This window comes from Vibrio sp. G-C-1 (assembly GCF_021728015.1).
In the GTDB taxonomy this organism is placed as follows: Bacteria; Pseudomonadota; Gammaproteobacteria; order Enterobacterales; family Vibrionaceae; genus Vibrio; species Vibrio splendidus.
This window is the reverse complement of sequence record NZ_JAKKCR010000013.1, coordinates 1-24,146: the sequence shown is the minus strand read 5'-3', so window position 1 is coordinate 24,146 and position 24,146 is coordinate 1. Positions and strand designations below refer to the sequence as shown.

General features: G+C 42.9%; 21 protein-coding genes, 2 tRNA genes and 1 rRNA gene. 11 read left to right on the top strand and 13 right to left on the bottom strand.

Going from position 1 to position 24,146, the window contains the following annotated elements; genetic code table 11:
• The first annotated feature begins 89 nt into the window (after positions 1–89).
• Positions 90–491 carry a hypothetical protein gene (locus L3V36_RS17970; RefSeq protein WP_017095413.1) on the top strand — a complete coding sequence of 134 codons (402 nt, stop codon included), beginning with the start codon at positions 90–92 and terminating at the stop codon, positions 489–491.
• Between the two features lie 829 nt (positions 492–1,320).
• On the opposite strand, the gene L3V36_RS17965 is transcribed toward L3V36_RS17970, so the two are convergent.
• Positions 1,321–2,226 carry a hydrogen peroxide-inducible genes activator gene (locus L3V36_RS17965; RefSeq protein WP_004735078.1) on the bottom strand — a complete coding sequence of 302 codons (906 nt, stop codon included), beginning with the start codon at positions 2,224–2,226 and terminating at the stop codon, positions 1,321–1,323.
• A gap of 209 nt (positions 2,227–2,435) precedes the next feature.
• Here L3V36_RS17965 and L3V36_RS17960 point away from each other — a divergent pair, with 209 nt between their 5' ends.
• The 5 genes from L3V36_RS17960 to L3V36_RS17940 all read left to right on the top strand — a co-directional run bounded on the left by L3V36_RS17960 (position 2,436) and on the right by L3V36_RS17940 (position 6,455).
• Positions 2,436–3,044: a peroxiredoxin C gene (locus tag L3V36_RS17960; RefSeq protein WP_004735077.1), complete on the top strand. Its 609-nt coding sequence runs from the start codon at positions 2,436–2,438 to the stop codon at positions 3,042–3,044.
• Positions 3,045–3,362: 318 nt separating this feature from the next.
• A complete protein-coding gene (locus L3V36_RS17955; RefSeq protein WP_017087865.1) occupies positions 3,363–4,106 on the top strand; it encodes a copper homeostasis protein CutC in 744 nt (247 codons plus the stop codon).
• A gap of 99 nt (positions 4,107–4,205) precedes the next feature.
• The gene (locus tag L3V36_RS17950; RefSeq protein WP_017095414.1) at positions 4,206–5,135 is read left to right on the top strand and encodes a LysR family transcriptional regulator; all 930 of its coding nucleotides are present in this window, start codon (positions 4,206–4,208) and stop codon (positions 5,133–5,135) included.
• A gap of 128 nt (positions 5,136–5,263) precedes the next feature.
• Complete coding sequence (locus L3V36_RS17945) at positions 5,264–5,815, top strand: porin family protein (protein WP_004735074.1); 552 nt, start codon at positions 5,264–5,266, stop codon at positions 5,813–5,815.
• Positions 5,816–5,963: 148 nt separating this feature from the next.
• A complete protein-coding gene (locus L3V36_RS17940) occupies positions 5,964–6,455 on the top strand; it encodes a hypothetical protein (protein WP_065682643.1) in 492 nt (163 codons plus the stop codon).
• 9 nt (positions 6,456–6,464) lie between these two features.
• Here the strand turns inward: L3V36_RS17940 and phoU are convergent, their stop codons facing one another.
• The 4 genes from phoU to L3V36_RS17920 form a co-directional block, all read right to left on the bottom strand.
• Entirely contained in the window at positions 6,465–7,163 is a 699-nt protein-coding gene (phoU, locus tag L3V36_RS17935; protein WP_004735072.1) for a phosphate signaling complex protein PhoU, read from the bottom strand.
• 74 nt (positions 7,164–7,237) lie between these two features.
• Positions 7,238–8,056, bottom strand: a complete 819-nt coding sequence (gene pstB / locus L3V36_RS17930; protein ID WP_004735071.1) for a phosphate ABC transporter ATP-binding protein PstB — start codon at positions 8,054–8,056, stop codon at positions 7,238–7,240.
• A complete protein-coding gene (gene pstA, locus L3V36_RS17925; RefSeq protein ID WP_017087861.1) occupies positions 8,057–9,766 on the bottom strand; it encodes a phosphate ABC transporter permease PstA in 1,710 nt (569 codons plus the stop codon).
• Positions 9,767–9,895: 129 nt separating this feature from the next.
• On the bottom strand, positions 9,896–12,112 hold the full coding sequence (locus L3V36_RS17920) for an ABC transporter permease subunit (RefSeq protein WP_017087860.1): 2,217 nt from the start codon (positions 12,110–12,112) through the stop codon (positions 9,896–9,898).
• A 200-nt stretch (positions 12,113–12,312) separates the two neighbouring features.
• Between L3V36_RS17920 and ppk1 the strand changes: the two genes are divergently transcribed.
• Both ppk1 and ppx read left to right on the top strand, forming a co-directional pair.
• The gene (gene ppk1, locus L3V36_RS17915) at positions 12,313–14,409 is read left to right on the top strand and encodes a polyphosphate kinase 1 (RefSeq protein WP_102447147.1); all 2,097 of its coding nucleotides are present in this window, start codon (positions 12,313–12,315) and stop codon (positions 14,407–14,409) included.
• Positions 14,400–15,911: an exopolyphosphatase gene (gene ppx, locus L3V36_RS17910; RefSeq protein WP_102447146.1), complete on the top strand. Its 1,512-nt coding sequence runs from the start codon at positions 14,400–14,402 to the stop codon at positions 15,909–15,911. Before ppk1 ends, ppx begins: the two co-directional genes overlap by 10 nt.
• Positions 15,912–16,000: 89 nt before the next feature.
• Here ppx and L3V36_RS17905 read toward each other — a convergent pair whose 3' ends face one another.
• Genes L3V36_RS17905 through phoB form a run of 3 tightly spaced genes read right to left on the bottom strand, consistent with a single transcriptional unit; the run spans position 16,001 to position 18,996 of the window.
• Entirely contained in the window at positions 16,001–16,978 is a 978-nt protein-coding gene (locus L3V36_RS17905; RefSeq protein WP_102447145.1) for a phosphate ABC transporter substrate-binding protein PstS family protein, read from the bottom strand.
• Entirely contained in the window at positions 16,975–18,273 is a 1,299-nt protein-coding gene (phoR, locus tag L3V36_RS17900) for a phosphate regulon sensor histidine kinase PhoR (RefSeq protein WP_004735065.1), read from the bottom strand. The genes L3V36_RS17905 and phoR overlap by 4 nt, the downstream gene beginning before the upstream one ends.
• A gap of 33 nt (positions 18,274–18,306) precedes the next feature.
• Positions 18,307–18,996 (bottom strand): phosphate regulon transcriptional regulator PhoB, encoded by a 690-nt coding sequence (gene phoB / locus L3V36_RS17895; protein WP_004735064.1) that lies wholly within the window; start codon positions 18,994–18,996, stop codon positions 18,307–18,309.
• Positions 18,997–19,189: 193 nt separating this feature from the next.
• Between phoB and rdgC the strand changes: the two genes are divergently transcribed.
• From rdgC to L3V36_RS17880, 3 genes are all read left to right on the top strand, one after another.
• Positions 19,190–20,104, top strand: a complete 915-nt coding sequence (rdgC, locus tag L3V36_RS17890) for a recombination-associated protein RdgC (RefSeq protein ID WP_004735063.1) — start codon at positions 19,190–19,192, stop codon at positions 20,102–20,104.
• A 205-nt stretch (positions 20,105–20,309) separates the two neighbouring features.
• Positions 20,310–21,728, top strand: coding sequence for a tRNA 5-hydroxyuridine modification protein YegQ (gene yegQ / locus L3V36_RS17885; RefSeq protein ID WP_017095422.1), 1,419 nt, complete (start codon positions 20,310–20,312; stop codon positions 21,726–21,728).
• 32 nt (positions 21,729–21,760) lie between these two features.
• Complete coding sequence (locus tag L3V36_RS17880) at positions 21,761–22,015, top strand: YfhL family 4Fe-4S dicluster ferredoxin (RefSeq protein ID WP_004735061.1); 255 nt, start codon at positions 21,761–21,763, stop codon at positions 22,013–22,015.
• Positions 22,016–22,057: 42 nt separating this feature from the next.
• Here L3V36_RS17880 and L3V36_RS17875 read toward each other — a convergent pair whose 3' ends face one another.
• The 5 genes from L3V36_RS17875 to rrf all read right to left on the bottom strand — a co-directional run.
• The gene (locus tag L3V36_RS17875) at positions 22,058–22,366 is read right to left on the bottom strand and encodes a hypothetical protein (protein ID WP_017095423.1); all 309 of its coding nucleotides are present in this window, start codon (positions 22,364–22,366) and stop codon (positions 22,058–22,060) included.
• A gap of 275 nt (positions 22,367–22,641) precedes the next feature.
• Positions 22,642–23,481: a penicillin-insensitive murein endopeptidase gene (gene mepA / locus L3V36_RS17870; protein WP_017095424.1), complete on the bottom strand. Its 840-nt coding sequence runs from the start codon at positions 23,479–23,481 to the stop codon at positions 22,642–22,644.
• Positions 23,482–23,789: 308 nt separating this feature from the next.
• Positions 23,790–23,866: transfer RNA gene (locus tag L3V36_RS17865), tRNA-Trp, on the bottom strand.
• A 34-nt stretch (positions 23,867–23,900) separates the two neighbouring features.
• Positions 23,901–23,977 (bottom strand) — tRNA-Asp (locus L3V36_RS17860).
• Positions 23,978–24,044: 67 nt separating this feature from the next.
• A 5S ribosomal RNA gene (rrf, locus tag L3V36_RS17855) occupies positions 24,045–24,146 on the bottom strand; the annotation flags it as partial.

Sequence of the window (24,146 nt, the reverse complement as noted above, 5' to 3'; positions counted from 1 at the left end):
CCCAACTCATATATACTGCGGCCCAGAACTAGAATTAAAAAGCTCGCGTGGCATATTTGAAAAATTCGCCATCACTGAAGAAATGTGTAATGAATAAAAATATCATCAAATATTATAGGTTATATAAACCTATAGTAAAAAGAATGGATTCAATAAAAACAATCAGGTTATCTAGTAGATTATTAAAATTTTATAGTTTATTTATGTTATTTTTCATAGGTATGAGCCTAATAATATCAGGGGGAGATTCTTTAATTCCTTTAGCTACCGAATTAGTAAAAACTATAGTTATATTATTATCATCTTATTATGTAAATAGTTCCATCAATCGATTCTATGCAATTATTTTAGCGCTAACCCCACTGCTGGACATTGGAATTGGATTTTTTTATGATATGCCAATGGAGCCTTTAAACATAATGCTTAGCTTTATTGCATTAAAATGTTTATATGCCGTATTAAAATACCACCAGTTTACAAAAAATAGTTAAGTACGAACCTTACGTTGCCTTTATACAAGGTAGGATGAATACATCTATAACTAAGACCTTTTCTGATAGCAACTTAGAGACCAAATCCGCTACCTGGTGAAGGTTTCGTGGCGTGATGAATTTGACTTGTTAATACTACGAAAATAGCGCAGAGACGATTACAGTAACTTATATTATCCAAAGAACGATGAGCAAGCAGCGGAAGCACCGATGGGGCAAGTAATCCAAGTGAACAGTCATCAAGTGCTGACCTAAACTAAGGTTATAAAATAAAGTTACTTTAGATTAATAAATAACATGGCCCTTACTGTATAGGGCTATGTTCTTTTTATCATAAATACAAACCGAGAATAAGAAATGGAAAAAGAAAATAAAAGTACAATAAAGATGAATATTATGTTTTTGTTTTTTACTCTATGTATGTGTTACGCAATTTATTTCTGGCCCAACATCATGGAAGATAATGAAGATGTGTATTTTTTGTCAACAGCTTCATTCTCAATTACAGTTTACTGCTCTGCATTTCTTTCACCTTATTTTTTCTATTACAATTTTTTGGGGGGGAGTATAAGCGAAGGTTTTTCAGACAAGATATCTATGTTTTTTTTTATACTAGCAATTATCGTAACCCTTTATCCTTGTTTTACATACTACTCAGATCTTGATACTTTGAAAACTCAACATAGTGAATCTTATTGTGGTGCAGAACTTCAAATAGGACGCTCAACACAGTTACTAGAAAGATTTTCATTTACAAAGGAATGTACCAAATAAAAACAATTTAAAAATAATAATTAATAAAAAAATGAATATTTATAGATAGCCACTCTTACAACAACTCAGACACCACATCCGCTAACTGATGGAATGTCTCTAGACGAGATGAACTTGGTCGCCACACAAGACCAATATCTCGGTATGCCTGTTGGCCTGGAGGATCAATCACCACTAGGTTTTGGTTTTCCAATAAACCATGATCGATGGCCATCTGCGGAATAAAGGTGGTTCCTAAACCATTTGCTACCATTTGCACCAATGTGTGGAGGCTTGTGGCTGTGAACGGATTTATCTTCTCTTTGTCGGTTAACTTACAAGCTGATACCGCGTGCTCGGTTAAGCAGTGCTCGTTCTCCAGCAAAAATACAGACTCATCTGGCAAGTCATCGTATTTAATCGGAACACGAATGCCATCGGCTTGATTACGACTGATCACCATTCTGAACGGGTCTTGTCCAACAACTTTACTCTCCATGTTGTCGATATCGACAGGCAGAGCCAGAATCAACACATCTAACTCACCATGACGTAATGCAGCCAATAAGTTAGTCGTCGTGTCTTCACGTAACAGTAAGTTCAACTGAGGAAAACGATGATTGGCTTCTTGAACCAAATCACACAGAAGGAATGGCGCAATGGTAGGGATACACCCGACTCTTAGCTGCCCTTGCATCGCGTCTCCATTACATAGATTTCCAAGTTCGACAAGATCTTGCCCTTTCGCCAATAGCTCTCGACCGTGCTTAACCACCAGCTCACCCGCTTGAGTGAAAACCAATGGGCTCTTTTTATCTTTCTTCTCATAAAGAGGACAACCAATCAGCTCTTCGAGGTTTTGAATGCCTTTGCTTAGCGTAGATTGACTGACGAAACAGCGATCCGCAGCGTCGCTAAAGTGACGGGTTTCGTGAAGGGTAACAAGATAATGAAGCTGCTTTAGACTTGGCCATTTATTCATGAAATTACTTTGTAATATGAGTAGGATAAGTTACGTAAAGGTCAGTAGACCTAAGGACTGGGCAAAGATTAAGCTCATCGCTTTTTTCGATTAACTTAATCTATTTAATTCGCTTTTTTCTATAGTACCGATTGTACTATAGTTTGTCCCGTAGAAACGGAGCCCAAACAAAGATGTGTTGGGCCAACTAATTTTTTAGGAGATTCCAAATGGTACTAGTAGGTCGTCAAGCCCCTGACTTTACTGCAGCAGCTGTTCTAGGTAACGGTGAGATCGTTGATAACTTCAACTTCGCAGAATTCACTAAAGGTAAGAAAGCTGTAGTTTTCTTCTACCCACTAGACTTCACTTTCGTTTGTCCTTCAGAGCTAATCGCTTTCGACAACCGTCTAGAAGATTTCCAAGCTAAAGGCGTTGAAGTAATCGGTGTTTCAATCGATTCTCAATTCTCTCACAACGCATGGCGTAACACTGCTATCGCTGATGGCGGTATCGGTCAAGTTAAGTACCCTCTAATTGCTGACGTTAAGCACGAGATCTGCAAAGCATACGATGTTGAGCACCCAGAAGCAGGCGTTGCTTTCCGTGGTTCTTTCCTAATCGACGCTGACGGCCTTGTACGTCACCAAGTAGTTAACGATCTTCCACTAGGTCGTAACATCGACGAAATGCTACGCATGGTAGACGCACTAAACTTCCACGAGAAGAACGGTGAAGTTTGTCCTGCACAATGGGAAGAAGGCAAAGCAGGTATGGACGCATCACCAACAGGTGTTGCTGCGTTCCTATCTGAGCACGCTGACGACCTAAGCAAGTAATTACCTCTTAAGCCTGAACTCAACTCAGGTTAATGGTTGGAAGACTCTCTATAAAGAGAAATAAAGCATAAGCTAATAGCGCAAAGCGCACCGCCAATCAGTTAAGAAGTAAAGTCCTATTAAAAGCCCGAAGTTAACGCTTCGGGCTTTTTTCATATCTATTCGACGGCCTTTCATTTCCCCAAAGCTCCCTCTGCAACATTTAATAGAGGTAATTACAAAAACAAACTTTACCCCTATTTTCCTCTGCGACCACCTATTCATATCCGTATCTAGATTGCTATGATTTCATCAGTATCTTTTGAACGGATAAATATGATGAACACCGAAATTGAAGTCTGTATCGATAACTTAGAATCTCTACATAACGCACTATCTGGTGGCGCGAATCGAATTGAGCTTTGCTCTTCATTGGCACTTGGCGGGTTAACTCCAAGCTTCGGAATGATGAAGCAAGCGGCAAAAATTTCGTCCGTTCCTGTCTACGCGATGATACGACCAAGACAAGGCGACTTCATTTTCGATGATGACGATATGCTCTGTATGCTTGAAGATATTGAAGCTTGTGCAAGTTCTGGGTTGGATGGAGTCGTACTTGGTGTGTTAGCGTCGAACGGAAGTATTGATATGCCAAAAATGCAGCAACTGGCTGACAAAGCGCACTCATTGAAGCTTGGAATTACGTTCCATAGAGCCATTGATCAAAGCTCTGATTACCAAACAGCATTAGAACAGGTCATCACACTTGGATGTGAAAGAATCCTGACATCAGGGCTCGCTGTTAATGCTGAGCAAGGCATCAATGTGCTCGCAGATATGGTCAAACAAGCCGATGGCAGAATCGATATCATGGCTGGCGCTGGCGTCAATGCAACGAATGCTAAGATGATTCAAAGTACCACCCAAGTACCTGCACTTCACCTTTCAGGTAAATCGACAAGACCGAGTCTAATGGAAAGCAACTCAAGCGCTCAAATGGGCAGTGATGATATTGATGATTATCAGATACCAGTAACTGATGCTAGCAAGATATCCAGTGTGAGAGCCGCTCTCATCGCTTAGGGCAATAGTCGCTAACACAAATCCAGAGAACCTCGCTGACTAATCTAACTGACTGACGTATATTAGATTTAATAGCGCAGAAAATTTTCATGGATAGATATGGCTAAAGACTTATTCAGCTCTCTTGATTTAAACCTGTTACGAACATTTCTGATTGTTTATCAAGAACAAAACACCAGAAAGGCTGCGGAGCGTTTATTCGTTTCTCAGCCAGCGGTTAGCCAAGCCCTGCAAAAGCTAAGACACCACTTCAACGATGACCTTTTCGTTAAAGTTCATGGCGGTTTGCAGCCTACCGCTTTCTCAGAACAACTCACCAATGAAATAAAGCCGTTCATGGACGGTCTATCTGTCGCGATCAATACATCAAACACTTTTGATCCAAAAGAGATCGATTACACACTCAAAATAGCGCTATCACCTATCGTGCTATCTTGTTTATCTGGTTCTTTATTTAAAATGATAAGAGAGCAAGCACCGAATGCGAATCTAGAATTAGTCTCTTGGACCAATGCTTCAGTTTCTGACATTCAGAAAGGTGAGGTGTTGATGGGGATCAGTTACCTTGGCAGTAAAACGAGTAAAGAAGTTTATACGAAAAAGTTAATTGAACTAACAGGGCGTATTTTTGTAAGAAAAGACCACCCTTTAAAGCAAGAAATCGTTACACCTTACGATGTGGCAGGCTACGATATCGCTTCATTAGTCACACCCGGTTGGAACGACAACCATAGTTTGGCATCGGATATCCTAACTGATCTCTCCGTTGAACATAATGTTGGTTTCCGTAGTGAGCTAATTATGGCGGTCATTGATGTCATTCAACACACAGATATGTACATGCCACACTCGAATCTTTTCCTCGTTGATAATTACCCAACCCTACGCGGAATCGATGTTGTGATAGATGGCGAGCCTCCCAAAACTCCTGTTTACTGCCATTTACATATTAAAAACAGAAACTCCCCTATTACCAATTGGCTATTTGAGTTAATACAAAAAGCACTATCAACTCAGGTTAATAAGTAATGCTTATTATAGAGATACCAATATCTACTTAGCCGAAAAATAAAACACTGTTTAATATTAGCCCTATCAAAACGGATACTGAACTACGAAGGATCGTGCAGTTAAGTTAACCCTAAATAGAGACTAATATGAAAATTGCACTTACTACCCTAATTTCAGCTTCACTACTTTCTGTTCCAGTTCTTGCAAACAACTTTGACAGCCAACACCGTGTGGGTATTGGTTACAACCAAACTCAGGTAGACGACTGGCTAACCGATGACACAGTTGATTGGGGTAACGGTATCAAACTTGAATATGGTTATGAATTTAACCGTATCGTAGGTATCAATGTTTCTTACGCAACGAATAGTGACGACGAAAACGTTGAAGGTATAAAAGCCGAGATCGATGGTTACAAATTCCAAGTTGATGCTGATATCGGTTATAAATTTGAATTAGATGGCTTCTCTTTGAAACCTTATGGTGTTCTGGGCCTAGCTCGTCAAAGTGAAGATAATTCAATTAGCATCCTAGACAAGAAGTGGACTGAATCATACAACGATACCAGCTTCGTTGTTGGCCTAGGTGGTCGTGCTGAATTCGGACCACACCTATACACTGACATGCGCTTTGAATTCGCGAGCTACGATGACGTAGATTACGAAACATTCTCATGGACTGTCGGTTACCGCTTCTAATAGATTGAAAAAGCCAGCGTCTAAGCTGGCTTTTTACAATCAGTCAATTGCTGGGTTTTAACACCTCATCAAAGTTGACTCACTTTTGAACAATTCTCAAATCAAAATTCATTGCAGCCACGGACGGCTAATTGCTTTAGGTATTTTTATGAAGATAAAAACTTCCCTGCTTTTACTTTCTGTCCTCTCCACTTCCGTTTCAGCAAGTGCTCTTCATTTATCCCCAGAACTAAAGATTGGCTCTTATCATGGCTTTGGAGTTCAGGCGGGTATTACTGATGTGGCCAGTTTAGGTGCCGTTTACCTAAGCTACTCTCATATTTGGTATGACAGCGATCGATATGATGAAACGGTTGATGCGTATCGCGTTGGTATCCAGAACATGTTTGGAAGAAACCAAAACCAAGGCTTTCAGGCTGAAATTGGTGTGGCAAGCTATGACGGTACAAAAACGCGCTCAGGCGAAGTTGAAGAGAAGACAACACATGGTTTAAGCATAGGCGGTGCCTACGTGTACCAAGCGACACCAATGCTTGGACTACGTGCAGGTGTTGATATGAATATCTTTGATCACAATAAAACCTTTGTGCCTTACGACACGACGGTCAATTTCAATCTTGGTGCCATTATTAGCTTTTAAAGGCTCTACCTACTTCAGTGCGTCATCAAGGCTTTGATCGCCTAGGTGACGTACATCTTTACCCTTCACAAAGTAAATAATGTATTCGCAGATATTTTGGCAACGGTCTCCCACTCGCTCAATCGCACGAGCTGACCACATCACCTGTAAAATATTTGGGATGTTCTTAGGATCTTCCATCATATACGTCATTAACTGACGAATGACTGCCTCGTATTCCGCATCCAACTTATCATCAAGTTTGTGAACTTCTGCCGCAGCATCGACATCCATACGAGCAAACGCATCTAATACTTGGTGAAGCATGGTGATTGCCTGACGACAAAGAGGCTCTAATGAGACATGAAATTTTTGCTCTTTGGTCGAAGGGATCTCGATTGCGCCTTGAGCAATTTTAGAGGCAACATCGCCAATACGTTCTAAGTCGGTAATGGTTTTGATGATCGCCATAATCAAACGCAGATCTTTTGCGGTCGGCTGACGCTTCGCAATAATACGAGTACATGCTTCATCGATTGAAACTTCCATCGCATTCACTTTGTGGTCATCACGAATCACTTTCTTGGCCAGTTCCGCGTCATCTTTATGCAGAGCTTGCATCGCAAAGGACAACTGCTGCTCTACCAATCCACCCATGGTTAATACGTGTGTACGGATAGATTCCAATTCGACATTAAACTGTCCTGAGATGTGGCGACCAAAATGCATGTCAGCTCCTTAAAAGAAATGAATAAAGCCGTTTTTGTAGAGTGACTTAGCTCTAGATGACGCCTCTGTAGAGGTTAGCCATATCTACCAGTAATGTAGTCTTCCGTTTGATTTTTCAATGGAGACGTAAAAATAGAATCAGTATCTGAGTACTCGATCAACTTACCCATATGGATAAAAGCGGTGTGGTCACTCACGCGAGCTGCCTGCTGCATGTTATGAGTAACAATCACAACGGTGTATTGGGTCTTCAGTTCATTGATCAACTCTTCAATCGTCAAAGTAGAAATCGGATCGAGTGCCGAGGTCGGCTCATCTAATAAAAGCACTTCAGGTTCGATAGCAACCGCACGAGCGATAACCAAACGCTGCTGTTGACCACCCGATAAACCAAAGGCGTTCTCATGCAAACGGTCTTTCACTTCATCCCATAACGCAGCTGCACGCAGAGAGCGCTCAACCGCATCATCCAGATCTCGACTGTTGCTCACGCCTTGTAGCCTCAAACCATAAACCACATTCTCATAGATAGATTTAGGAAAAGGGTTCGGTCGCTGAAATACCATGCCGACACGGCGTCTTAAGGTCGCAACATCCACTTTAGGGTGATACACGTTCTTGCCATGAAGCTTCACTTTCCCGGAAACCTTACAGCCTTCAACAAGATCGTTCATGCGATTAATGCAGCGCAGAAGAGTCGACTTACCACACCCTGATGGGCCGATAAACGCGGTCACCTGCCCCTTAGGGATCTGCATTGAAATATCATCGAGTGCTTGGCTCTCTTTATAATAAAGGTTCAGCCCTTCAATCGAGATAGCAATTTGCTCATCCTTCAGGTTGTGTACATCAAGTGGTGCTTGGTAACCCAAGGTTTCATTAATCGAGAACATCTAATCTTGTCCTAAGGTTCGGTATTTTTCACGCAAGTTATTACGGATATTGATAGCGGTTAAGTTCAAGCCAACAATCACCGTAACCAGTAAAAATGAAGTCGCATACACTAAAGGTCGTGCTGCTTCGATATTAGAAGTTTGAAAACCAACATCATAGATATGAAAGCCTAAATGCATGAACTTTCTTTCTAAATGTAGATATGGAAACTGACCATCCACTGGCAAACTTGATGCTAATTTCACGACACCCACCAGCATAAGTGGGGCAACTTCCCCCGCAGCTCTCGCGATTGCCAATATCAAACCGGTGATAATCGCAGGGCTTGCCATCGGTAAAACAATGCGCCAAAGCGTCTCAAATTGAGTAGCCCCAAGCGCTAATGAACCGTGCCTCACCGAACTAGGAATACGCGTTAAGCCCTCTTCCGTAGTTACAATAACAACGGGTAATGTTAATACCGCTAAGGTCAGAGCAGACCATAATAGGCCCGGTGTACCAAATGTCGGAGCGGGTAATCGCTCTGCGTAAAACAAAGAATCGATTGAGCCACCGATGGTATACACAAAGAATCCTAAGCCGAATACGCCATACACAATCGACGGCACACCCGCTAAGTTAATCACGGCAATACGAATCAAACGTGTTAATGCGTTGTTTCTTGCATATTCATGAAGATATATCGCAGCAACTACACCAAGTGGCATCACTACGATCGACATGAGAATAACTAGCAGCACAGTGCCGAAAATGGCAGGAAACACCCCACCTTCAGAGTTTGAGTCTCGTGGGTTCTCTGATAAGAACTTCCAAACTTGTTTGCCCCAATGCCCAACCTTTTCAAGATAAGACATATTATTTGGGTACCAATAATCCAAGATATGACTGAGCGAAATTTCAACCTGCTCTCCTGTCATATCTTCCACCAACAAGCTTTCAACATTGAGCTGTGTTCTAAGATGCTCAAGCTTTACTTCTGCTTCCGCTAACTGGCTATTTAATTCCAGTTTAGTTTGAGTATAGGTTTTAAGGTATTCATCGCTCACTGACTCATTGAGTTCAAGCTTACGTTTTTCTAAGCGCAGATTTTCCAATTGCCAACTGATATTGCGGATTTCTTGGTTCACAACACGCGACGTTTCTTTACGTAACGTATCAGCGAACGCCAAGCCTTGTTCGAGCTTTTGGTCTATGTTCGAATTAAAGGTGCCAGAAGCGGTTTTAAAACCCACAGGCTTACCAAAGAAATAACCACCTCGACTTCGTTCAATCACAATCCAATCAAGCGGCGTTGTTGGTTCACGTAAATTGACATCCAGAATGGAAACAAAATCCGCAGGGTACAGTTCTCTGTTGGCGACTTTGATACTTAAGCGCTGAATTAGTCCCGTCGACAAATTTTGAGGCGACAAGAGGTCGTGTACTTGTGGAACTTGCTCTATCGGGATGTATTTACGTTCATACAACTGGCCAATCAATACATCTTGTTTTGATACGGTTTCGTCCAGATCAACCACTAACGATAAGTCTTTGGAGTCGACTTGCCATTGATACAAAGGAGCAGGCCAAAAATAGGTTAAACCCTTCCAGCCAATCAACAGCATTAGGCCAAGAACAGAAAGCATACTGATGCTCACCGCCCCGCCCGTAAGCCAGATCCACGGAGATCCCGATTTAACCCAAGATAATAATGACTTCAGTTTGTTCATCATGATCAACCTTGCTCTTGACGTGCTGAAACCAAGAAACAGCCAAGTTCGCGAGATACGCTAGTCACGCTAGTCACGCTAGTCACGCAACGAAAAGCCATTGAGACACATTGAGGTGAACCTTTAAAACTACAGCGCACGATATTTATCTCTCAATCTTTGTCTAACCCACTCTGCGACAGAGTTCACCGCGAACGTGAAAATAAACAGCAAGAGTGCCGCTAAGAACAACAAGCGGAAGTGAGAACCACCCACCTCTGATTCTGGTAGTTCGACAGCAATCGTTGCGGATAGCGTCCTCATCCCTTCCAAAATATTCCAATCGAGAATTGGTGTGTTACCTGTTGCCATCAAGACAATCATGGTTTCGCCAACCGCTCTCCCTAGTCCCATCATGACCGCTGAAAAGATACCTGGGCTAGCCGTCAATAACACCACATAAATAAGGGTCTGCCACGCCGTCGCACCCAACGCTAATGAGCCATCGGATAAATGTTTAGGCACAGAGAAAATAGCGTCTTCGGCGATAGTAAAAATCGTTGGGATAACAGCAAAACCCATAGCAAAACCAACTACCAGCGCATTGCGTTGGTCAAAGTCGATGCCATAACTCGCTAAGAAAGTACGAATATCACCACCAAACAACAAGGCTTCAATGCTGTTTCCACCAGCAAAGACGGCCACCACCGTAATCACCAATACCGGGATCAATATTAAGGCATGCCAACCGTTAGAGAAACGACTCGTCACCATCTTCGGCAAGCAGAACCAAACAAACCCCGTCAACAATGTACTCAACGGTAATAACACCATTAATGAGAAGACGGCCGTTAAATGCGTTTCGACAATTGGAGCAAACCAAAGGCCAGCCAAGAATCCGATGATGACGGTTGGAAGCGCTTCCATCAGTTCTATCGAAGGCTTCACCACTCTTCGCATGCGTGGAGACATGAAGTAAGCGGTGTAAATAGCTCCGAGCACAGCAACCGGCACGGCAAACATCATCGCAAACAGAGCGGCTTTAATAGTACCGAACGTGATAGGTACTAAACTGAATTTCTCTTCAAAGTCATCGTTCGCCGAGGTTGATTGCCAAACGTATTGTGGCTCAGGGTAACTTTCATACCAGACCTTTTGCCAAAGCGATGAGAATGAGATCTGTGGATATTCATTGTCGACTTTAGCCACACTGATGGTGCCATCAATCAGCGTCGCCAGATGCAGTTCATTGGCAGACATAGCCGCTAATTGTGGTGATTTATCAAATGCTCGCTCGAACAGCGACAGCTTTTCACTGGTCGTATAGTGGCTTTGTAATGTGCCGTTCTTATAGAAGCTATAAAAACCCTTTCTATAAGTATCAGGCAAAATAAATTGCACTTGTTCAGCAAGTTGGAAGTCTCGAATATGGGTCAGGCTACGCTTTTCATCTTTGAGTACATCGAACCACTGAGAAACCTGTCCGTCCTCATGCGTAACCAACAGTGAATAAGCTCCAGACAGTAAATCGATACTTTTCACCGAGTGCTTCGCATCATTCAAGCTAAGATCAATCACTTCACGAACATTGAAGCCGCTATCTGATAGCTTCAAAACCACTAAATCCGATTGGGCTCGGAGATATAAGGTTTGGCCATCAGGTGTGACTAACAACTGTTGCTGCAAGCCCAACTTATCCGATAACCATTGGCTCTTCTGAAAAACATACTGACCCGTAACATCACTTTGGTACCACTTCACTAAGACTCGTTGGTCACTTAGCTGAGCGGCAACCGTGATACCACGTCCATTCTTCGAGAACGCGAATTTTTCGATTGTCGTCCCATTTGACGATTCATCATTTAAAAATGGTTCAGGGAGATCGATTTGCTCAATTTTAGGATCGGCTTCACTGCCCTTTTGCAGCACAGGCGCACTATACTCAGGATAGAAAAAAGTAAGGTTGCTTGCACTATCGGCAAAGGCAAACCAGTTTTCTGATGGGGTATTTCGAGAGAAGGCAACAGGATTGGCTAAAACATTTCGCTCAAAGTAAGAGTGTGTATTTTGAGACTCTAAATCCCAAAACTGCACCAAGCCAGATTTTTCGATAGTAAATGCATGCTGACCGTATTCATCAACAGATAAGGCGATAGGCTTTTCTACAGCAACGGTCTTTACGGCTTGGTCTGTCTCTAAACCAGTATCAGAAAACACCGGTAAAATGACCATCGCCAAGTAAACAAAGATCAATACCAGAGCAGCTAGAACACTTACGGCACCACATGTCACTGAAAAACGGACGAGACGATCTTTCAACCATCTTTTTTTGTCACGCTCTTTCAATGAAAATTGGGCTGAAGCCATCTGTTTATCTACCTTTTTTTAGCTACTGACATAATATGTACGTTAGATGACAATTATATTACAAGTTACGTTAAACAACTGAAACTAATAACAAGTTTGTTGACCATATTTCTTAAAGTAAGATCATAGATTTTGTGAATTTTGTCATTCTAAATTAAAGTAATCAGCTCTATAGACAGCACTCAAGGATTATCATCTCGATGGAAAAAGACTATGTCACAAAAGAACTTAGCTGGTTATCCTTCAACGAAAGAGTGCTCCAAGAAGCAGCCGACAAGTCAGTTCCCTTAATCGAAAGAGTTCGTTTTTTAGGTATTTACTCAAAAAACCTCGATGAGTTTTACAAGGTCCGATTTGCTGACGTGAAACGAAAGATCTTACTTCAAGATCCTCAATTACCTGCCAACTCGCAGAAAAACTTACTCACTCAAATGCAGAGCAAAGCAAGTAAGCTCGATGCTCGATTCCATGAGTTGTATAACGACCTATTGTTGGAACTGGCGCGCAATCGTATTTTTTTGGTCAACGAACAGCAAATCAGCGAAGAGCAAAGTGAGTGGATCAAAAAGTACTTTAAGAAAAAAGTGCTGCCACATTTAACTCCGTTTCTCTTGAACGAAGATCGCCAGTTGCTCAATATTATGAAAGACGAGCAAAGTTACTTAGCCATCGACATCGAGCGTGAGGCATCTTCTCAATACGTATTACTCGAAATCCCATCAGAAGCACTCCCTCGATTTGTTAAATTACCAGACACCTCGGGTTCTCAGCGTACTACTTTGATCTTATTAGATAATATAGTTCGATTTTGTTTAGATGACTTACTTAAAGGGTTCTTTGAGTATGACTCAGTGCGTTGCTTTGCTATAAAAATGACTCGTGACGCCGATTATGACCTTCAAGAGAACAATGAAAGCAGCCTATTAGAATCGATGTCTTTAGGTTTAGAACAGCGCTTAACGGCACTACCGATACGTCTTATCTATGAGTCAGAAATGCCAGCTGAAATGCTCAGTTTCTTACAAGTCAGACTAAAACTATCTGACTACGACAGTGTTATCGCCGGAGGTCGCTACCACAACTTCAAACATTTCTCTGAGTTCCCAAGCCTTAACCGACGTGATTTAGTTAATCGCCCATTACCCGCGATTAAGTGCGCCCATTTGAGCCACCATCCAAACTATTTTGAAGCGATCAAAGCTCGTGACATCTTGTTGCATTACCCTTATCACACCTTTAATCACATCACTGAGCTCGTGAGGCAGGCTTCCTTTGACCCGAAAGTAACCTCCATAAAAATAAACGTTTACCGTGTTGCAGAAGGCTCCAAACTCCTTAGCTCAATCATCGATGCGGCACACAATGGAAAAAAGGTCATAGTGGTTGTCGAGCTGCAAGCTCGCTTTGATGAACAAGCCAATATTCAGTGGACAAAGAAACTTCAAGAAGCCGGTATAAAAGTCATCCATGGCATCCCAAGTTTGAAAGTCCACTCCAAACTGCTGCTCATTAAACGGAAAGAAGGCAAGCATACGGCGCATTACGCCCATATTGGCACCGGTAACTTTCATGAAGTAACAGCGCGCGTGTATACCGATTTTTCTCTGCTCACTGCGAATGAAGATTTGACCCAAGAGGTGAGACAAGTCTTTAAATATATTGAAAACCCTTATCAAAAATCACAGTTCAAACAACTGATTGTGTCACCGAAGAATACAAGAAAACGTCTGTATCAGTTGATAGATAATGAAATACAAAACGCGATGGAGAGCAAGCCTGCAAGCATCACTCTAAAACTCAACAATTTGGTCGACCGAGCGATCATTGAGAAGCTCTATCAGGCCAGCCAAGTCAATGTAAAAGTGAGAATGGTCATTCGTGGCATGTGCTCTCTTGTCCCTGGCATACCCAACATCAGTGACCATATTGAGATTGTCAGTGTGGTCGATCGTTTTCTTGAACACCCAAGAGTGATGATCTTTGGTAACGCTGGAAAGCCGAAAGTCTATATATCTTCAGCTGACTGGATGACGCGAAACTTCGATCATCGGATCGAAGTCGCCACTCCAATTTTAGATCCAAATATCAAGCAAACCATTATCGATATCACCGAATTTCATTTCGATGACAGCAACAAAGCTCGAGTGCTAGACCAAGCGATGAGCAACCCTTACATAGAAGCACCAGCAAACCAACTCGAATACCCGACGTCACAACTCTCCACTTACCACTATATTAAACGTATGGAGAAACTTGCTCGCAAGAAGTACAAACAAGAGAAGAAATCATGCCGCTAATTGATAACAAACATTCTCGATGTATTGCCGCTATCGATTTAGGTTCGAACAGCTTTCATATGGTGGTTGCCCGAGTATTCGACCAACACCTGCAATTAGTCAGCAGACATAAACAGAAAGTGAGGTTAGGCGATGGGTTGGATGAGCGTAACTTCTTATCCAAAAGCGCTATCGAGCGAGGTTTAGAGTGCCTCAAGGTATTCGCAGAACGACTAGCGGATTTTGAACTTGATGATGTCAGAGTCGTCGCGACTCATACCCTAAGAAAGGCTAAAAATACCAAAGACTTCTTAGAGCAAGCTAAACCATTGTTTCCTTTTCCAATAGAGATCATCTCAGGTCAAGAAGAAGCTCGAATTATCTATAACGGCGTAGAGCACACTCAAGCCGCTTCCGAATCTAAATTAGTTATTGATATCGGTGGCGGGAGTACCGAAATCGTCGCAGGACAAGGCTTTACACCCCAAATAATGCGTAGCTTACCGATGGGATGCGTCAGTTTTACTCAGCGCTTCTTTGCCGATGGAGGGCTGACATCACAGCATTTCTCCGATGCTTATGTCTCTGCTACTCGCCTGTTGATGCCATTAATTGAAGAATACAAACAAATCTCTTGGGAAGTTGCCTTTGGCTCATCAGGAACCGCCAAATCAATAAAAGAGGTACTCATTGGCTTAGGGTTCACCGATGGTCTCATTACGCCGCAACGCCTATCCTATTTGAAGAACCACTTATGTGAATTTCCATCTTCTAAGGGATTAGGCCTTTCAGGTTTAAGCGATGAAAGAAAGCCGGTGTTTGCCGCTGGCGTCACGATTCTTTCAGCAGCTATGGATATGCTAAACATCAATGAATTGCATTTCTCCGATAGTGCCTTAAGAGAAGGGGTGCTTTATGACATGGAAGATCGGTTTAAAGATATTGATGTTCGAACAAGAACCGCCGAAACGCTTGTCTCTCGATACCATGTTGACGTAGTTCATGGCCAGAAAGTCAAAGCACTCGCCCTTTCATTACTGAAACAAGCGCAACCTCAGGTGAATACTGCGGTAAATAATGAACTTTATGATCTGATTGGATGGGCTGCATTGCTTCATGAAGTGGGACAAAGCATCGCATTCCAAGGCTATCACCGCCATTCAGCTTATCTGCTTAAACATACGACTATGCCCGGTTTCAATACTGAGCAGCAGCGTCTGATCTCAACATTAGTTCGCTATCAAAGAAAAGCGATTAAGCTTAGTGACTTACCGGATCTCTCGCTATTCAATACAGGGCAGATAGCGTTGTTAATTCGAATACTGAGGATAGCAATCCTGCTCAATCGACAGCGAAACCAATCGCCAATACCGAATGTAAAATTAACCATTGAGCAAGATGAGAATTGGTGTTTAGAAGGAGATACCATCGACTGGTTAGCTGAAAATCAACTGCTTGATTATGAGCTCAAAGAAGAACAACGACGCTGGCAAGATGCTGGATGGTCGTTGAAGCTTGAATGATGCGCCAACAAAATAAAAACAGCCTGCGGCTAGCAAGCTGTTCATACGTTAGGTTTCTACGTTAATTTTCTACGTTCATAGTACCTAAATCAGAGTCCGATTTTTGCCAATTCTTGCTCAGCGAACTCTGACGGTATCGCTAAATAGCCATCTTTCTCTACCAGTTCTTGCCCTTGCTTTGAGAACACAAAAGTGAGGAACTCTCTTTCAACAGGAGAAAGTGGTTTATCTGGGTGCTTATTCACATACACATAAAGAAAGCGAGATAGAGGGTAATCACCGCTCAAGATATTCGTTCGAGTCGGCTCTACATAATCAGAACCATACTCTGCGATAGGAATTAACTTAACACCGGCCACTCGATAACCAATACCTGAGTACCCTATCCCGCTGATTGATGAAGCAACCGACTGTACAACCGATGCAGAACCTGGCTGCTCATTAACTCGGTTCTTAAAATCACCGCCGCACAGTGCATTTTGTTTGAAATAGCCATATGTTCCCGAAACGGAATTACGACCAAACAGTTGGAATCGATGTTTTGCCCACGGTTGGTCAATGCCCAAATCTTGCCAATTATTTAGCGGCTTAGTCGCGCCGCAACGCAATGTCTCTGAAAATATACTGTCAATCTGGTGAAAGTTGAGCCCTTCAATAGGATTATCACGATGCACAAAAAGTCCAATCGCATCGATAGCAACTCTCAGTGCTGTCGGCTTATAGCCATGCTCTCTTTCAAACGCTTCGACTTCTCGTAGGCGCATTGGACGACTCATTGGTCCAAGGTGAGCAGTGCCTTCCGTTAAAGCAGGAGGGGCAGTAGAAGAACCAGAAGCTTGAACTTGAGCGTTCACGTTCGGGTAGTAAGACTTGAATTCTTCCATCCATAATGTCGTCATACCCGCCAAGGTATCCGAACCAACAGACAATAGGCTCCCTGAAATACCCGGAACTTTAGCGTAATCAGGAAGTGAGTCGACACCCTGTTCGGCATGAACTGGGTTAACCAAAGCAAATGTTAACAATAAGCTGACGGGTAAACGCATCCTGCGAGTCAAACAACTCATGACACGGTCAATCGGTTAGGTAGCGTGAAATGGAATCGGCTACCAACGCCAACTTCACTTTGAATTTCTAAATGTGAGTCATGATGGCTAAGCGCATGCTTCACAATCGCTAACCCAAGACCACTACCACCAGTATCGCGTGAACGCGCTTTATCAACACGGTAAAAACGTTCTGTGAGTCGATGTAAGTGTTGTGGTTCAATACCGTCTCCGGTGTCTGACACATCCAAACACGCCCCTTGACTGGTTTGGTACCAACGCACCTTAACCGTTGCGCCCGGTGGTGTGTATTTGACTGCGTTATAAACCAGATTCGATATCGCACTTCTCAGCTGATCTTCATCAGCTAGAACTCGTAGACTCTTGTCGATATCAAATTCAAGCTTATGTTCTCGATCACCACTTAGGCTTGCGGCTTCTTTTTCAAGAACCTCAAGCATAGCCGGAACATTCACCACTTCATCGAGCTCATGCATCGGTGCAGCTTCGATTTTTGAAAGTGTTAAAAGCTGATTCACTAGGCTGTTCATGCGATTCAACTGCTCGGTCATCACACCATGAGCCTTAGGCCACATAGGCCCAACGACCATGTCTGGATCTTCCGTCATTTCAAGATAGCCCTGAAGTACGGTCATTGGAGTGCGTAGCTCATGAGAAACGTTAGCGAAAAAGTTACGACGCATGCCTTCTAGCTGTTTTAGCTGAGTAACATCACGTACTACCATGAGGTGTTCGCCCTCGGTATACGGCACGATACGCAGCTCGAGCATGCGCTCCACATTAAGTGGCGACGGCATCTCTAACGGCTCTGAGAAATCTTGTTTATTAAGGTACTTGATGAAGTCCGGCGTGCGGATCAAGTTGGAGATAGGTTGCCCAGAATCGTCTGGCCAGCGAAAGCCCAGTAAATATTGAGCAAGCTTGTTACACCAAACGATGTTTCCTTCACCACGAAACACCACAACGGCATCGGGTAAGGATTCAGCACCATTTCTGAAACGGCGGATCAGGTTAGTCAGTTCTTTTCTTTTACGGCGCTGTCTCTGCTGCATACGATAAATACCGTTAAACAGAGATTCCCAGTTTCCAGAACCTGATGGTGGTGTTAAACGCTTTTCATCCCATAACCAGGCGGACAAACGCATTTGATAATGTAGATGCCAGCCGAGCTGCAATACCGTAGCAGCCAGCAATAACCAAGGTAAGTAGCCGAATATCCAACCGACTAAAACCCAAGGTGCGTAAAAAAAAGCCAGCTCCCAAGCCAGCTTTTTCCATGTTAACTTTTCAACCATTCAGGACTCCGTAAACTGGGTAGCGAAGCCACATTAAGCCTTTGTAGAAAAACGGTAGCCCGCGCCGCGAACCGTTTGAATTAGCTTATCGTGACCTGCAGATTCAAGTGCTTTACGCAGGCGTCGAATATGTACATCAACAGTGCGATCTTCAACGTAAACGTTGGTACCCCAAACGTTGTTCAGTAGTTGCTCTCGACTGTACACACGCTCTTGGTGAGTCATAAAGAAATGCAGCATTTTGAACTCTGTTGGTCCCATATCAACTGGACCTTCGCTTGCGGTAACACGATGAGATACAGGGTCTAGCTTAAGGCCTTGTACATCAATCACATCTTCTAATGCAGTAGGCGTTACACGGCGGATAACCGCTTTCAGGCGAGCCACGAGCTCTTTGGGTGAAAATGGCTTGGTGATGTAATCATCAGCGCCCACTTCTAAACCACGCACCTTATCTTCTTCTTCGCCACGAGCCGTCAGCATCACCACTGGGATGTTGCGAGTTAACTCTTCACGCTTCATGTGCTTGATAAAGTTTATCCCGCTACCACCAGGTAGCATCCAATCTAGTAATACTAGATCTGGGAAAGGTTCACATAGCTTGTTTACCGCTGTATCGTAATCTTCAGCCTCTACTGCTTGGTAGCCTTTTTGTTCAAGTACAAAACACAGCATCTCACGAATAGGTGCTTCATCTTCAACGACCAGAATCCTTCTCGACATAATTGAATAGCCTTAGTATTTAATCAACGCATTGCATTATCTGGTTTAATTATGACACTTTTGTGACCTTTGAAAACAAATTTTCATATAACTGTCTCAAACATTTCACTTTTAATTTTTATTGCAGGTATAAGACAAATGGATCGAAATCTCCTATGATGAGCGTCTTCAGATAAAGGTATGAGAAATATTTATGTGGTTTAAGAATTGCCTCGTCTATCGCTTTAATCGTGATATAGACTTCAACGCAGATCAGCTAGAGAAACAACTTGAAGAGTTCCGTTTTACCCCTTGTGGTAGCCAAGACAAACAGAAGTTTGGTTGGGTAAATGCGATGGGTAGACACGGCGATATGATGACGCATGTATCAGAAAACCGCATTCTCATCTGTGCTAAGAAAGAAGAGAAAATGCTTCCAGCTTCTGTTATCAAAGATTCATTGAATGCAAAAGTAGAAACGCTTGAGGCAGAGTCTGGTACTCCTCTAAAAAAGAAAGAGAAAGACAGCCTAAAAGAAGACATCATCATCGATCTTCTTCCTCGTGCTTTCAGCCGCAGTAACTTCACTTACGCACTGATCATGCCGAAAGAAGGCTTTATTGTGGTTGATGCTAGCAGCTACAAAAAAGCTGAAGATGTATTGGCATTACTACGTAAAACTATGGGTAGCCTGCCAGTAGTACCCGCTATTCCAGAGCAAGCGATTGAAACGACTCTGACAGAGTGGGTGAAATCAGGTGATACGCCTCAAGGTATCACCATGCTCGATGAAGCCGAGCTTAAATCAATCCAAGAAGACGGCGGTATTGTTCGAGTTAAGAAACAAGAACTAGAAGCTGATGAGATTAAAAACCACATCGAAGCCAACAAAGTTGTGACTAAGCTTCTGATCAACTGGCAAGATCGCATTGAGTTCATTCTTGCAGAAGATGGCAGCATCAAGCGCCTGAAATTCAGTGATGAACTAAAAGACGAAAACGACGACATTCCTCGCGAAGATCAAGCTGCGCGTTTTGATGCAGATTTCTCTCTACTTTGTGGTGAGTTCAGTGTTTTCCTTCCAAACCTATTTGAATCATTAGGCGGGTTAACTCAACCTAACGCTTAATTGTTCCGATTTAGAGCTCAGGTGTCGACGATATCTGAGCTTGTTTTCTTCTCCACCCCGCTTATCAACACCTAACAACACTCTTCGCAATACCATTGTTATCTTTAGGGCTATCAACCAAACTCATTTTAGCGTAAAATTTGCGCCCCTTTGATATCACTTGGTGGTATCAACCTGACTTGAGATCAGATTAGAGAACGAAGCAATGACTACACAAAAACCATTTGTACCTGAACTATTATCACCGGCAGGAAGCCTTAAAAACATGCGTTACGCATTCGCCTACGGCGCAGATGCAGTTTACGCTGGCCAGCCACGTTACAGCCTTCGTGTTCGTAACAACGAGTTCAATCACGAAAACCTACAAATCGGTATCGATGAAGCTCATGCTCAAGGCAAAAAGTTATATGTTGTATGTAACATTCAGCCACACAACTCTAAATTAAAAACATTCATTCGCGACCTTAAGCCAGTTGTTGAGATGGGCCCTGACGCTCTTATCATGTCAGATCCTGGTCTTATCATGATGGTACGTGAATCATTCCCTGAAATGCCGATCCACCTTTCAGTTCAAGCAAACGCTGTAAACTGGGCGACAGTAAAATTCTGGTCTACCCAAGGTGTTGAACGTGTAATTCTGTCTCGTGAACTATCACTTGAAGAGATCGAAGAGATTCGCGAGCACTGCCCAGAGACTGAATTAGAGATCTTTGTTCACGGTGCTCTATGCATGGCTTACTCGGGCCGTTGCCTACTTTCAGGTTACATGAATAAACGTGACCCGAACCAAGGTACTTGCACTAACGCTTGCCGTTGGGAATACAAAACAGAAGCTGCGAAAGAAGACGAAAACGGTCAAATCGTTGAAGCTAATCCAACTGGTGTCGCTATTCAAGAAGTAGAAGCGCAAGAAGTTGAAGTTCAAACTGAACGTCCAGATAACACTCTAGGCCTTGGCAAGCCAACAGACGAAGTCGTGTTGCTTTCTGAGTCACACAAGCCAGAAGAGAAAATGGCAGCGTTTGAAGATGAGCATGGTACTTACATCATGAACTCAAAAGATCTTCGCGCAATCCAACACGTTGAGCGTTTAACTAAGATGGGTGTTCACTCTCTGAAAATCGAAGGTCGTACTAAGTCTTTCTACTACTGTGCACGTACAGCACAGGTTTACCGTAAAGCTATCGACGATGCTGTTGCAGGCAAACCATTTGATGAGAGCCTTATGGGTACGCTAGAGAGCCTAGCTCACCGTGGCTACACTGAAGGTTTCTTGCGTCGTCACACTCACGACACATACCAAAACTACGAGTACGGTTACTCTATCTCTGATACTCAACAGTTTGTTGGTGAATTCACTGGCAACCGCCGTGGTGACTTAGCGGAAGTCGAAGTGAAGAACAAGTTCCTAGTTGGCGATAGCTTAGAAATGATGACACCAAAAGGTAACATCGTTTTCAAATTAGAAGTTATGGAGAACCGTAAATCTCAGCCAGTAGATGACGCAAAAGGTAACGGTCACTTTGTATTTATTCCAGTACCGGCAGATCTTGACCTAGAATTTGGTTTGTTAATGCGTAACTTGAGCGCAGGCCAAGATACACGTAACGCTTCAGGTAAATAACTTTACCTAGAAACTCTACTGAGAAGAAAGCAATGGCTCTGTTAATAACTGACAAGTGCATAAACTGCGATATGTGTGACCCAGAATGCCCAAATGGCGCAATCACGATGGGTGACAGTATCTTCGAAATCGATCCTGATTTATGTACTGAGTGTAAAGGTCACTATGAGAAGCCAACATGTCAGTCAGTGTGCCCTATTACAAAGTGCATAATCACTGACCCAAACCATATTGAAACTGACGACGAATTATTAGAAAAGTTTGTCATCATTCAAGGCTTGACCTAAAAGAAAAAAGGTTCAACTTAATCATCAAGTTGAACCTTTTTTTTAACCCGATTTTTCAATGGGGTATATGTTGCAGAACATCTCTTTCTCAAATTGATATTCGAGTTGTTCTCGCCAGTTTTTAGCTTGAGATACCGGTACCAAATAAAAGTGCTCCCGACTGGTATCAGTGACAAACGCCATTCCATACTGCATCAGTTCATAATGAACATCATTCACAAAGCTAGGGTCTAATCGCTGTCGACCTGTTAGGTGATTTATATCTTCTCTAGAAATTGAAATACCGACATTTTCACTACTGAATCTATGTCTTAACCATTTAGAGAATTCCCTCGCACAAATCATAGTCATTGTCTTATCCTTGGAATTTTTATAGACGGGTATCAGACTCTGATTTTCATATACTGCACATAAGCCGCATCTTTCACCCAAGAAACACGCCATCCCTGACTAAGCATTATCAAATTCATCGTTGTTTTTGCTCTTGTCGTTATTCGTCTGTTTTGATATCAAACGATGTTCTTAATTACGTGTTTATAAACTCTAGACAAAAGTGTGACATTTCTCCAGTTTTAGAGTCGAGAAAACCAGTGGCACTACCACTGTAAAACACCTCGATAAATACATTACCTATTCGATATCAAGGCCAAACACTGACTCGGCATCACTTTAACTTTCTTTTTTTTCTTAGTTTTAGCCACCTTTTTAGGTGGAGGAACTGGAATGGTCTGCGGAGCCCAACTTGCAAGTTCATCGCCACAACCATCACCTTTTGGCGGATTTGCTTGAGCGATACAGTTAGAACTGCCTTTAGGGCATTTTAAACGAACATGAAAATGGGAATGGTGCCCCCACCAAGGTCTGATTTTGCCTAACCAGGTTCTATCATTGGCATCAGGATCTTCTTGTTCGCAAAGGGCTTGTTTAATCACTGGATGGACAAAAATACGCACCACTTTTTCATCTTTCGCGGCATAGCGAATGACTTGGAAGTGATCATCTGTCCAATTCGATTTGCGTAATTTGTAGTTGGTAAGATCGACAACGCTGATTGGCTTAGGAACAGCGAGTTCATTTTCGGATAGCCTCTTATCAGTAAGCCTTAACCATATATCAATATCCAAGCCAGTCTGGTGACTTGAATGACCAGACGAAAAGCGCCCTCCTCGAGGTAGAGAAATATCACCAACCAATAAATTAGTGTTGAGTTGTTCGCTCGCGGTCACACCTAGCCTTTCAATAAACTGAATGGCCTCTGTATGTCCATAGTAGCGCTCTCTCTGAGGACGAATCACTTGGTAACCTTGACCATCAATTGGCAAAGCCTGCGCACCGTCTAGACAGCCATTAGCGTAACTACCGATAGATGAGGTTGAATTTCTTGTCGGGCTCTTTTCTTTTTCCCATGGGGTTGCCGATACGTAAAACGAACAAAAGATAAGAGCTGATGTACAAAATAACCTCATAACAATTCCAAATAAATGATCTATATTTTCATACTAGTCGTCATTAGGAAATAGGTGCATATCGAGGATGATATTTTCAAGATAAAGAGGCATTTTCATTTGGAGAGAGGGTTAATATCCAAATAATAGAAAGCAAAAAGGCTCTAGCATTTCTGCCGGGACGCGCAGTCTAGAGCCTTAAATATGGCAGGGGTGGACTGAGCCGGCACTCCGGAGATTAGACCGGGCTGGCGTTCCAGCTCACAACATTACTTCGAAGAAACAACAGACGCAAAAAAGCCCCAGCATTTCTGCTGAGGCTTCGTATATGGCAGGGGTGGAGAGATTCGAACTCCCAACACGCGGATTTGGAATCCGCTGCTCTGCCAATTGGAGCTACACCCCTATTTCAGTTTTAAAGAGCTGAAACTCTGAATAAGTGGCGGAGTGGACGGGACTCGAACCCGCGACCCCCGGCGTGACAGGCCGGTATTCTAACCAACTGAACTACCACTCCGCAGTGATCAACTCACTAAGTGAGCGTCCATATCTCTAGGTCGGTCAACCTAAAGATTTAATTTAAAGCCTGGCGATGTCCTACTCTCACATGGGGAAACCCCACACTACCATCGGCGCTATTGTGTTTCACTTCTGAGTTCGGCATGGAATCAGGTGGGTCCACAATG